The sequence below is a fragment of the Terriglobales bacterium genome (assembly GCA_035651655.1).
Taxonomy (GTDB): Bacteria; Acidobacteriota; Terriglobia; order Terriglobales; family Acidobacteriaceae; genus DASRFG01.
Window position 1 is genome coordinate 17,259 of the sequence record DASRFG010000025.1, and the last position, 11,714, is coordinate 28,972.

Consider the following 11,714-nt stretch of genomic DNA (forward strand, 5'->3'; position numbering starts at 1 on the left):
CGAATGCTGGTTGCGCGCCAGTGTACCCGGCGCAGTTGTTTACGACCTGAGTGCCACCACCAGACCCGTAATCATCAGATTGGCAATAGCAACCGGCAACAGGAACTTCCAGCCAAACGCCATCAGCTGGTCATAGCGGAAGCGCGGCAGCGTGCCGCGGATCCAGATGTACAGAAAGATGAAGAAGAATATGCGTAGCCCAAACCAGAATACCGGCAACAGCTGTTGCAGCAGCGGCGGTCCAAACAGCGGCCCGTGCCACCCCCCCAGAAACAGCAGAGAAGCCAGGCATGCCACCGTGAACATATTTGCGTATTCGGCCATAAAGAACATGGCAAATTTCATCGAGCTGTACTCGGTGTGGTACCCGGCCACGAGCTCGGTTTCTGCTTCCGGCAGGTCGAAGGGCACGCGATTTGTCTCTGCAAACGCCGCCATGAGATACACAAAAAAGGCCACAAACTGGCCTTTGAACAGAAACCATTTTGGCAGCCATCCCCACCAGGTGCCCGCCTGTGCGTCAACAATGTCCCGCAGGCTCAGGCTCCCGGCAAGAATTAGCACGCTCACCAACGCCAGGCCCAGCGAAACTTCATAGCTCACCATCTGCGCGCTAGCCCGCAGACCGCCCAGCAGGGAATACTTGCTGTTCGATGACCACCCCGCCAGCGCCACTCCATACACCCCGATGGATGTGATTCCCAGAATCACCAACAATCCCACGTTCACATCCGTGATCTGCAAGGGTGTTTGAATGTGTCCCACCGTTATCCATCCACCAATCGGGATCACCGCCACCGACATCAGCGCCAGTGTCAGCGCGAGCATGGGGGCGCCGATATAAAGTGGCTTGTAAACATTGGGCGGCGTCAGGTCTTCCTTGAGCAGGAACTTGATTCCATCCGCCAACGGCTGCAGCAGCCCAAAGGGGCCTACCCGGGTCGGTCCCCAGCGGTTCTGCATGTGCCCGACCAGCTTGCGTTCCAGCCAGACCGTGTAGGCCACCGACGTGAGCAGCAAAAACACCGCGATCACCGTCTTGATCACCGACACGACGATAAAGGTCTGAATGTTCATCGCCGGCATTGGTTAGACTTCCACTTCTTTGTCGGCCGGAACTTCTCGTCGGCTTTCAAGCACTGAATTGAGGGTTCGCGAGTAACGGCCCAGAGTACCGGAGGTGAAAAGCGTATCTTCGGCAGGCACGATCAATTCCGGATGCGACGGCAGCGGCCCGGCAACATTCTCTTCTATGAATGTGTGCTGGTCGTTGCCTGCCATTACCCCCATACGCGATACCTCGTATCCCGGCACCAGGCGCTGGATTTCGTCCAGCATGGCGGTGGGATCCAGCGGGCTCACTTTGGGCTCGAGCCCGTGGGCCTCCAGCCAGACTGAATGCCGGTCGGACTCGCCCGATTGCGCGCCGCGCGACTGGCCCAGGTCCGCTCGCAAGGCTCGCCCAAACGGAACCAGGCGATGTGCATCAAAGCCCATCCGCTCCGCCACCCTCACGATCATTTCGAAGTCGCTTTTGGTGCCGGTCACGTCGCCGGCTTTTTTCACCAGCTGCAGATCGCCGCAAGTGTTGGTAAACGTGCCCGACTTCTCATACCCGCTCGCCGCCGGCAGCACCACCTGCGCCAGCATCGCTGTTTCCGTCAGGAACATGTCCTGCACCACCAGAAACACCTTTTCTAATGCAAACGGGTCTATGTTGTAGCGGGCAACCGGATTTGCTCCCACTACATACAACGCCTTGAGCCGGTCTCGTTTGGCGGCCTCCACCATCTGGCCCAGATCTAGGCCCGGGGCGCTGGGCACTTCGCCGCCCCATTCCTGATGAAACTTCGTCCCCGCCGCGACCGGAATGTAACCCGGCAGCAGATCGGGATAGAGACCCATGTCCGCCGCGCCTCGCGAGTTAGCGTAGTCCGCCAAACAGATGAACTTTGCGCCAGGAATCACCGACCCGAACCGCACCAGTGCAGCGATATCAGCGCCGCGCAACTCCGATCCGAAAATAATGACCAGGTTCTGCTCTCCACGCAGCTTGTCGCGCAGCGCGACCAAAGCGTCGCGCGTTGTTTCCCCGCTTACAATCGCATCCGCCGCGCCGTCATCTCCCGCCAGAAACTCTGCAGCTCTCCCCTCCGCTCCCGGCGGCAACAGCGTGAAGCTTGTCGCCTGTCGCCGCAATTTAATTGGATACGAGTTCATCACGTACAGCCGCGCCCGGTGTAACCGCACGTTGTTACGTATCTGCCACGCCAAAAGCGGATGTTGGTCGGTCGGCTTATTGCCAACCAACAAAATGGCCGGCGCATTGAACACCTCGCGCATGCTCGCGGTGGTCTCTTTCTTTCCCGCGAGCGCACTCACAAATCCTGGGAAGTCTGTGGTGCGATGGTGATCAATATTGTTAGTACCAAGCACTACCCGCGCAAACTTCTGCAACAGATAATTCTCTTCATTGGTGGTGCGAGTCGAACCCACCACGCCAATCGCCTGCCCGCCGTCGCGCGCGCGAATCTCTTTCAGCCGCTGCGCGATCAGCTCGTAAGCTTCCTCAAAGGTCGCCGGCTCCAATTCGCCATTTTTGCGGATCAGCGGCTGCGTGATGCGGTCCTTGTGCTCGGCGAAATCAAACGCGTAACGCCCCTTAATGCACAGGAAGTCGCCATTGATACCGCCCTTGTCCCGATTGTCGCCGCGCACGATTTCCATTCCGGTCGATGCCCGCCGCACACCCAGTGTGGTCTTGCATCCATCGCCGCAGTGCGTGCAGATCGTACCCACGTGCTTCATCTCCCAGGGGCGCGTCTTGTACCGATACGCACCGGATGTGAGCGCACCGACGGGGCAGATATCTATGCACATGCCGCACTCTTCGCACTCCAAGTGGTCTTCTTTATTAGGCGCGATCACCGAAACTACGCCCCGGTTCTGCACCCCGAGCGCCCAAACGTCCATGCCCTCGCCGCACACCCGCACACAGCGATAGCACAAGATGCAGCGTGGCCGGTCAAAGAACACGACCGGCGACCACTGCTGCTCGTCTTTGTGGTTCTTGATCTCGATGAATTTTGAGTTTGCGGCCCCATAGGCAAACGTCATGTCCTGCAGTTCGCACTCACCGCCCGCATCGCAAACCGGGCAATCCAGCGGGTGGTTCGCCAGCAGCATCTCTAGCATGGACTTGCGCGCCTGCTTTACCTCTTCAATCTCGGTGCTGACCACCATGCCATCGGTAATCGCCGTGGTGCATGCGGTCTGCAACTTCGGCATCTTCTCGATTTTCACCAGGCACATGCGGCAGGCGCCCTGCAAAGACAATCCGGGGTAGTAACAGAATGACGGCACCTCGATGCCCACACTCTTGCAGGCCTCGATCAGCAGCGTACCCGCAGGCGCCGTGACCTTCTTACCATCCACCGTGATGGTTACGTCAGCCATAAGAAAATTGTGTAATCGGGGAATTGCGCAATTGTGGAAGCTACTGATTACCCGATTCCGCGATTACGCGATCTGCAATTACCCGATTGCCATCGCCGGTTCGGCCTGGTACGGGCACTGCCGGCCTTCCAGGTGCTCCTCAAATTCTTTGCGAAACTTCTTCACAATAGAGATCGTCGGCATTGCCGCCGCGTCACCCAACGGGCAAAATGTTCTCCCCAGCATGTTCTCGGAGAGGTACAGCACATTATCAATATCTCGCTTGAGCCCACTCCCGGAGTGCAGCCGCGTCAACGTCTTGTCCAGCCAGTCCGTGCCTTCACGGCAAGGAATGCACCAGCCACAGCTTTCGTGCTGATAAAACTTCATGATCCGCAGCGCATACTTCACCATGCAGGTAGTGTCGTCCAGCGCCACCACTCCGCCCGAGCCCAGCATGGATCCCGCTTTCATCATCTGGTCAAAGTCCATGCCCACATCGCACTCGTCTGCGGTCAGCACCGGAGTGGATGACCCGCCCGGCGTGCACGCCTTGAGCTTCCGCCCATTCCCCATCCCGCCACCGACCTCATAGATCATTTTTTTGAGGTTGTAGCCCATCGGGAGCTCGTAAACCCCCGGCCGCTCCACGTGGCCGCTCAGGCAGAACAATCGAGTGCCACCGTTTTTGGGCGTGCCCAGACCCGCGTACCATTGGCCGCCGCCCAGCATGATGTGCGGCACGCTGGCCAGCGTCTCCACATTATTAATGACCGTGGGGCCGCCCCACAGCCCGACCACGGCAGGGAAGGGAGGCCGAATGCGTGGAATACCGCGCTTTCCCTCCAGCGATTCCATCAGCGCCGATTCTTCGCCAACCTCGTAGGCGCCCGCTCCGCCATGCCAATAAACATCAAACTGGCGTCCGCTGCCGAAAATGTTCTTGCCCAAAAATCCGCGAGCATACGCATCGGCCAGTGCCTTCTGCATGATCTCTAGCAGGTAGCGGTACTCGCCCCGGATGTAGATGTATCCCGTTTGCGATCCCACTGCCAGGCCGGCGATTACCACTCCCTCAATTACCGCGTGGGGATCGTGCTCCAGAATGAGTCGGTCCTTGCACGTCCCCGGCTCGCTCTCATCCCCGTTGCACAAGATGTACTTGGGTTTGGCAGATTGCTTGGGCACAAAAGACCACTTCATCCCCGTCGGAAATCCGGCGCCGCCCCGGCCCCGCAGGTTCGACGCCTTGACCTCATTAATGATCGCGTCCGGGCCGATCTCCAGCGCCTTCTGGACAGCCTTGTAGCCGTCGAGCTCGAGATAGCGATCAAGGTTTGCGGCGCCTTTACCAAAACGCCGCGATATGATCTTTACCTCGTCGGGATGTGAAACCAGGTCTGGCATTCGTGAATTGCTAATTGCGCAATTTGTAATCGCTCAATGGACCCGCCGGGCAATCCGACCGCTAACCCGATTGCCTGTATTTTTCCAGCACGCTATCCACTTTCTCCGCTGTCAGGTTCTCGTGGAAGTCGTAGTTCACCTGCATTGCTGGCGCCCAGCTACACGCCCCAATGCACTCCACGTGCTCAAACGAAAACAGCCCGTCCCGCGTTCTTTCCTTATGGCCTATGCCCAGCTTCTTCTCAACGTGTTCAATAATGTCGTCCGCGCCGCGCAACATGCAGCTGATGTTTCGGCACACCTGCACGTTGTACTTTCCTCGTGGCTCCGTGGTCAGCATCGAGTAATAGCTGATCACGTTGCGCACTTCCAGATCGCTCAAATCAAGGCGCTGCGCGATCTCGTGTATGGCTTCGTCACTCAGATATCCGATCTCGTCCTGGACATAGAGCAAGGTGGGCACGAGCACCGACCGCTTAGTCGGATAATGCGTCAGCATCTCCGTAAACCGTTGCTCGAACTGTTCAGAGAACCTCATTGCGTAATCGGCGAATCGGGTAATTGCGTAATTGAGCTCTGCGGACTGCGTGCCGTTTTGTATGCAGTAGTGAAAATTGCCGTCAACTCCTGCGCCTCTTTCAGTAATGGCCCAATCCGCTCTGTCCGGAGCATGCCACTCTGAGCAAGCAATTCCAGCCACAGCACTGTTTCATCAGCTTCCTCAACCACGATTCCAATTCGAGCCGCAAACTCAACCCGCGACCTGGCGCGACAGGCGGCACGATAATTCGCAGCGACGGATGTACCGCTTCTCAAAATTTGCTTTCCTAGCACCTGCGCCTCCCCGCTGCGAGGTAGTGCCCGAAACAATCTGATGACCCGTAAAGCAAAGGCCTTCGTGCGGTTCCGCAATTCTTCCGGTTTGCTTTGCATGTCGCCATATTGCACTCAATTCGCCCACCCGTCAGTGACAACGCGCTTTCCAATTTCCCGATTACCCAATTCCGCAATTGCCCGATTATCTGTCTATTTCTCCCAGCACAATATCTATGCTCCCAATTGCCGCCACCACATCCGCAATTAGTCGGCCTTCGCACATTTTGGGCAACGCCTGCAAATTTGCGAACGACGGCGCGCGCATGTGCACCCGATAAGGTTTCGCTGTCCCGTCGCTTACCACGTAGTAGCCCATTTCTCCTCGCGGTGATTCCACTGCCTGGTACACCTCTCCCGCCGGCACCGCGAATCCTTCCGTAATGATCTTGAAGTGGTAGATCAGGGCTTCCATCTGCGTCTTCATGGCCTCTCGGTCCGGGAGGACAACCTTGGGTGCCTCCGCTTTGATCGGCCCTTCCGGCACGCCCGCTAGCGCCTGCAGCACCATGTTGGTGGACTCGCGCATCTCGTGCACGCGCAGCATATATCGCGCAAACACGTCACTGTCGGTCGAGACGGGTACATCGAATTGAAAATTTCCGTAACCGGAGTACGGCATGTCGCGCCGTAAATCAAAATCAATCCCTGCCGCCCGCAGCGTCGGTCCGGTCGCACCCAGGGCCAGCGCATCCTCCGGCGAGATGTACCCCACACCCTTTGTCCGCTCCATCCAAATCGGATTGCTGGTCAGCAGGTCCTCGTACTCGTCCACTCGGTCGGGGAAGCGGTCCACGAACTTCCTTACCCTCTCAAAGAATCCCAGCGGCGGTTCCAGTGCCAGGCCACCCACGCGGAAATAAGAGGTCATCATGCGCTGCCCGCTGACCATTTCGAACAGCCGTAGCACATCCTCCCGCTCTCGGAAGCAATACAGAAACACCGACATCGCGCCGATATCCAGCGCATGCGTTCCCAACCACACCAAGTGCGAGTTGATGCGCGTCAACTCATTCAGCATCACCCGGATCCACTGCGCTCGCGGCGGGATCTCCATCCCCAGCAGCTTCTCCACTGCCAGCACGTAGCACAGGTTGTTGGTCATTGGGCAGAGGTAGTCAATGCGATCCGTCAGCGGCACCACCTGTTGATAAAACTTCGCCTCGCAGGTTTTCTCGATCCCGGTGTGCAGGTATCCAATGTCCGGCATGATCCGCACCACCGTCTCGCCATCAATTTCCAGCACCAGGCGCAGCACTCCGTGAGTGGATGGGTGCTGCGGTCCCATGTTCAGGATCATGGTGCGGTCTTGCTCGCGCTCAATCACCGGGGTTGCGGAAAGGTGTGCCATGATTACCGGTAGCCCTCGACTGGGTAATCCTTGCGCATGGGATACCCCTCCCAGTCTTCCGGCATCAAAATGCGGCGCAAATAAGGATGGCCTTGAAAGCGGACTCCGAACAAATCAAAGACTTCACGTTCAAAAAAGTTTGCCGAGGGCCACACTGAAGTCAGCGACTCCACGCTGGGATCGGACCCCGGCAGCCGAACCTTAAGCCGCACCCGCTCTTTGCGTGGGATCGAAAGCAGCTCATACACAACCTCAAACCGCGGCTCCGAGGGATACCAATCCACACAGGTCAAATCACTAAGAAAGGTGAATTGCAGGGTCTTATCGTCCCGCAGAATGGCACAGGCCTCGCGGATAAAGCCCCGCTCCACCCAGATGGTCAGCTCATTGCGGTCAAACTTTGCCGCTGACACTGCTGCGCGGTTGGTGGCCAATAGCAGCGCCAGCACGGGGCGGTCGGCTAGTTTGTCCACATCGTTGATCGCGGGGACCAGGGGCATGGGCTAGATCTCTCCCCGATGCGGTTTGTTCCAGTCCAGCACGCCTTTCTTCCATACATAGAAGAAGCCCACCAGCACGATGCCGATATAAACCAGCATCTCCCAAAATCCGAACATCTTTAGCTCCTGCAGCAGGATGGCCCAGGGGTAAAGAAACACCGCCTCTACGTCGAAGAGAATGAAAAGCATGGCCACCAGGTAGAACTTCACCGAGAAGCGTTCGCGAGCGTTGCCTATGGGCGTCATTCCGCACTCATAGGCCTGGAATTTGACCCGGCTGGGCCGGTGTTGGCCCATGATTGACGACAAAATGACGATTACAGTCGCCAGCCCAAAGGCGACCAGGAAGTGAATCAGTAACGGCAGGTAGCGAGCGAAGTAATTGTCCGGCATGGGCTGGCTATATATAATCTGCGGCAAATAAGAGAGTAAACAATCTAGATTAGGTTTTCGTACTCGCTAGTGTCAAGCGCACCAAAGGGAGGAATTTACCTTCCGCCGTGCGCTTTACGCGGCGCGGCTTTATGATGTCTGGCAGCGTACTCTCCAGCGTCCCAAGCAGCCCCGCAGGCAATAGGTCAAAATGATTTTCGGCTTCAATACCGACGTGAAGTCCGGCGACACCGTGTATCACGTGCAAAGTGAGGCGCGAGAGCCCGAGCGCATCCTGCAAACTCAGGTTTTCGTCCGCGGTCGCTGCATCGGCAAACACACCACTTCCTACTCCGACAAGGTCGCCGATGCGGATTTCTCCGAGAAGAAGATGGAAAAAATGCTGCGTGAGCAGCACAAGTCGGTGCTTACCGCCGTCCGCGAAGGCCGGCTGGAAAGCATTCTCGACAAACCGGAAAACCACTCTCGCCCGCTGAAACTGGAATGGCTCAACGCCGATTCCGCATCCTCTGAGGACGCCCTGGTGGTGCGCCTCATGGTCTGTGAAGGCGAAGGGGCGGCGGTCCAAGGCGCCCAGATTACCTCCCGCGTCAAGCTCGGTCAGGATCCCCCCCTCTACTGCCAGGCGGTGAGCGACTCCAGCGGGCACGCCGAGCTCAAAATTGCCAGTGCTGCCTCTCTCTCCAACTCCAACATTCTTATCCAGGCCACCCATTCCGGACGCGTCACCACCCGCAAATTCCGCTTGCGCAAGAAGCATTGAGCGCTTGCTTTCCTCTAACTGAAGGGTTAAGAAAGCGGCAGTAATCCTCCTCAAAAAATCTGCTGCTCCTCGCAAAATAAGGATTGACGCGGGTTTCGGGCGACACTAACATAACTCTACTCTGCTGTGAGTTCCCGCAGAACTTCAACCCTTTGTTTCCCTTCGGAGGCTCGATGCAAAAGCTGTCGCTGCTTTTAGTACTGGTTGTGTGTGGCGCCCTGGCCAACGCGCAGGTCGCAAAACATTCTTCTCACATGGTTCCCACCGGCAAAGGCTGGTCCGCAGAGCAGGTGAATGGGCCGCGAGCTGCCACGCCACGCGCCGTCACCACGGGCAACGGAATCCTCTACCACGGCGGTCCCATCATGCCGGGCAACGTGAACGTCTATTTCATCTGGTACGGGAACTGGACCAACGGTACGCACGCCTCTGACCGCCCAGGAACTGTAAGCCTGCTCAATAGTCTTTTCGCCAGCTCTGGCGGAATCGGCGGATCAGGCTACGAAAAGATCAATTCCACCTACGGTGACACTACCTCTAACGTCAGCGGCAACGTCGCTTTGAAGAGCTCTACCACTGACGCCTACTCCCAAGGCACTCGGTTGAGTGATTCTGGCGTGCAGAAAGTTGTTACCAATGCGATCAGCAGCGGCCGTCTGCCCAAGGACACCAATGGCCTCTATTTCGTGCTTACTTCCTCGGACGTGAGAGAGAGCTCTGGATTCTGCACCAAGTATTGCGGCTGGCACACCAGTGGGACCATTCTCGGGAGCGACATTAAATTCTCCTTCGTGGGTAATCCTGACCGCTGTCCCGCCGCCTGCGAAATGGAAACCGTCAGTCCGAACGGCAACAGCGGCGCCGATGGCATGGCCAGCATCATGGCCCATGAGACCGAGGAGACCATCTCTGATCCCGACCTCAACGCCTGGTATGACGCGTCCGGTGCGGAGAACGCCGACAAATGCGCTTGGAAATTCGGGCCCACCGTCGGCACCATCGGTAATGGCGCTTACAACGAGACTTTCGGCTCGCATAACTGGCTCATCCAAATGAACTGGGAAAACGCACGCGGCGGCGGTTGCGATCAGACGCTCGGCGGGAAGTTCTATACACAGTAATCCGGTCGTCGTGCCCGAGTCGGACAACGACCCTTAGTTAGCCGTGCTGGGCCGCTCCTCATCAGAGCGGCCCTTTTTACGGCCAACCTAAATCAGAATTAGGACACGTACATGACATTCCCCAGGACACCTGTCCTACTGGCAGCGATATTTCTGGCCGCAAATGCCCCTGCTCCGGCGCCTGCCTACTCCCAGACCCGCATTGTCACCACCACCCGTCAGGTTGCGTTGTACTCAGGTTTGGAGAAACAACTCTTCCAGGCCATTCAAAAACAGGATCAGGCCTCGCTACAGAAGCTTCTGGCCGACGACTTCGAGCAGTGGTCTCCCGTGCCCGACCCGGCACCACGTGAGGAGTGGTTACATTCGGTCCTCAGAAGTCAAATTCGCAGCTTTGCCATCCGCCAGATGGCAGCTCGCAGCTTCGGCAACGCCGATCTGGTCAGCTTCATCCTGCAGCAAGACTCCCGATCCCTGGGCCAAAGGGGTGAATTCTTCGTTGTGGATGTGTGGCTGATGAATGGCCAGAATCGCCAACTGGCCGTGCGCTATCTTTCTCCGCTCAGAAGCTCCGCCAGGCGCGGTCCTCCAAAGCCGACTGGAAAGGACTAGCCGAGCTTTACCATCGGTGTCCCCGCCCTACATGCGAAAATAACCCCATGAAGCTTCACATTAACGGGGAAGAGCGCGATTTCCCATCCCACCTCACCCTTTCCGCGTTGCTCGACCATCTCGGCATGAAAGCCGACCGCGTCGCCATCGAGCTCAATCGCAATATCATCGCCCGCGACCGCTGGCCTCAGACCGCTCTCCAAGAGGGCGACCGCCTCGAGATCGTCCACTTCGTCGGCGGTGGCTCCTGCCTTTAACCCTGTCATCCCCAGCCCAGCGAAGGATCTGCTTCCCCGTTAACAACCGTATTCCACCCTCGATTTCCACATTGACCTCTGCCAACTCATGCCTACAATGTTTCAAACATTCAAGCTAGTTATTGTTTGAAACAAATGGCATCTGAACCGGTGTTCACATCGCGCGATGTCGTCTCTCTAACCGGCATTACGCCGCGCCAGCTGCAATGGTGGGACGAGCGTGGCATTGTCGTCCCCGAGCGCCGCGGCCACAGCCGTATTTATTCCTTGGACGATGTGGCCGAGGTCGCCGTCATCTGCGAGTTGCGCCGTCGCGGCTTCCCACTGCAGCGGGTCCGTAAAGTCATCCGCTTTTTGCAGCGCGAGTTCAGTCAACGACTGGCAAAGACCGTCACCGGCGCATCCCAGTATCACCTGCTCACCGACGGCTCGCATCTCTATCTAGAGACTTCGGCGCGGCAGATTGTGGATCTTTTGAAGAATTCCCGGCAGCCGTTGCTCAGCATCTGCTTGAGCGACACGCTACGCCAGATTCGAGCCAACATTCGCAACAAGAAGGGAAGTGCGGCAGCCAGCGCTTCTCGCCGTACGAGTCGCAGGACGTCGTGAGAATTTTATTGGCGAATTCAGAGGAGGTGCGATGGTCGGAGAACTGAACGTCCTCAGCGAATGGATTCCCGAGCAGATGGGGCCGGGAACGTTATTCGTCCTCGAGAATGCTGGTGAGGTAGGCGAAAAAGAGGATCCTTACTGGGCAGTGCTCTCCTGTCCCCACTGCGCCACCCTGGGGCTCATCACTCGCAAGCAGATCGCAGGATTGCTCCCCGTGATCTGCGGCTCTGACAGGTGCTCAGCCCAGTTTTTTATTAACGACAGCGAAATCGTTCCTCGCAAACCCTGGTGACCCAACAGGGTCTCGCCTTGGCTGCTTTCTTGAGGCGAGCTGCTCTCCGGTGGGGCAGCGCTTAGCGCTGCATTTTAGACTTGCCATTTAGATGTGGC

General features: G+C 57.6%; 14 protein-coding genes. 6 read left to right on the plus strand and 8 right to left on the minus strand.

Annotation, left to right across the window (positions count from 1 at the left end; all coding sequences use genetic code 11):
• Positions 1–39: 39 nt before the first annotated feature.
• The 8 genes from nuoH to ndhC all read right to left on the minus strand — a co-directional run bounded on the left by nuoH (position 40) and on the right by ndhC (position 7,959).
• Entirely contained in the window at positions 40–1,077 is a 1,038-nt protein-coding gene (nuoH, locus tag VFA76_12160) for an NADH-quinone oxidoreductase subunit NuoH (GenBank protein HZR32591.1), read from the minus strand.
• A 12-nt stretch (positions 1,078–1,089) separates the two neighbouring features.
• Entirely contained in the window at positions 1,090–3,456 is a 2,367-nt protein-coding gene (nuoG, locus tag VFA76_12165; GenBank protein ID HZR32592.1) for an NADH-quinone oxidoreductase subunit NuoG, read from the minus strand.
• A gap of 78 nt (positions 3,457–3,534) precedes the next feature.
• A complete protein-coding gene (nuoF, locus tag VFA76_12170) occupies positions 3,535–4,842 on the minus strand; it encodes an NADH-quinone oxidoreductase subunit NuoF (protein ID HZR32593.1) in 1,308 nt (435 codons plus the stop codon).
• 61 nt (positions 4,843–4,903) lie between these two features.
• A complete protein-coding gene (locus tag VFA76_12175) occupies positions 4,904–5,380 on the minus strand; it encodes an NAD(P)H-dependent oxidoreductase subunit E (GenBank protein ID HZR32594.1) in 477 nt (158 codons plus the stop codon).
• Positions 5,377–5,775: a four helix bundle protein gene (locus VFA76_12180; protein HZR32595.1), complete on the minus strand. Its 399-nt coding sequence runs from the start codon at positions 5,773–5,775 to the stop codon at positions 5,377–5,379. Before VFA76_12180 ends, VFA76_12175 begins: the two co-directional genes overlap by 4 nt.
• Before the next feature lie 85 nt (positions 5,776–5,860).
• Positions 5,861–7,066: an NADH dehydrogenase (quinone) subunit D gene (nuoD, locus tag VFA76_12185; protein ID HZR32596.1), complete on the minus strand. Its 1,206-nt coding sequence runs from the start codon at positions 7,064–7,066 to the stop codon at positions 5,861–5,863.
• A gap of 2 nt (positions 7,067–7,068) precedes the next feature.
• Positions 7,069–7,566, minus strand: a complete 498-nt coding sequence (locus VFA76_12190) for an NADH-quinone oxidoreductase subunit C (protein HZR32597.1) — start codon at positions 7,564–7,566, stop codon at positions 7,069–7,071.
• A 3-nt stretch (positions 7,567–7,569) separates the two neighbouring features.
• A complete protein-coding gene (gene ndhC / locus VFA76_12195) occupies positions 7,570–7,959 on the minus strand; it encodes an NADH-quinone oxidoreductase subunit A (GenBank protein ID HZR32598.1) in 390 nt (129 codons plus the stop codon).
• 190 nt (positions 7,960–8,149) lie between these two features.
• On the opposite strand from ndhC, the gene VFA76_12200 reads away from it, so the two are divergent.
• From VFA76_12200 to VFA76_12225, 6 genes are all read left to right on the plus strand, one after another.
• Complete coding sequence (locus VFA76_12200) at positions 8,150–8,722, plus strand: hypothetical protein (GenBank protein HZR32599.1); 573 nt, start codon at positions 8,150–8,152, stop codon at positions 8,720–8,722.
• Positions 8,723–8,895: 173 nt separating this feature from the next.
• On the plus strand, positions 8,896–9,843 hold the full coding sequence (locus VFA76_12205; GenBank protein HZR32600.1) for a hypothetical protein: 948 nt from the start codon (positions 8,896–8,898) through the stop codon (positions 9,841–9,843).
• A 111-nt stretch (positions 9,844–9,954) separates the two neighbouring features.
• Positions 9,955–10,455 carry a hypothetical protein gene (locus VFA76_12210; protein HZR32601.1) on the plus strand — a complete coding sequence of 167 codons (501 nt, stop codon included), beginning with the start codon at positions 9,955–9,957 and terminating at the stop codon, positions 10,453–10,455.
• Positions 10,456–10,502: 47 nt separating this feature from the next.
• Positions 10,503–10,712, plus strand: coding sequence for a sulfur carrier protein ThiS (thiS, locus tag VFA76_12215; GenBank protein ID HZR32602.1), 210 nt, complete (start codon positions 10,503–10,505; stop codon positions 10,710–10,712).
• A 135-nt stretch (positions 10,713–10,847) separates the two neighbouring features.
• The gene (locus tag VFA76_12220) at positions 10,848–11,321 is read left to right on the plus strand and encodes a MerR family transcriptional regulator (GenBank protein ID HZR32603.1); all 474 of its coding nucleotides are present in this window, start codon (positions 10,848–10,850) and stop codon (positions 11,319–11,321) included.
• A gap of 31 nt (positions 11,322–11,352) precedes the next feature.
• Positions 11,353–11,616 carry a hypothetical protein gene (locus VFA76_12225; GenBank protein HZR32604.1) on the plus strand — a complete coding sequence of 88 codons (264 nt, stop codon included), beginning with the start codon at positions 11,353–11,355 and terminating at the stop codon, positions 11,614–11,616.
• The last annotated feature ends 98 nt before the right edge of the window (positions 11,617–11,714 follow it).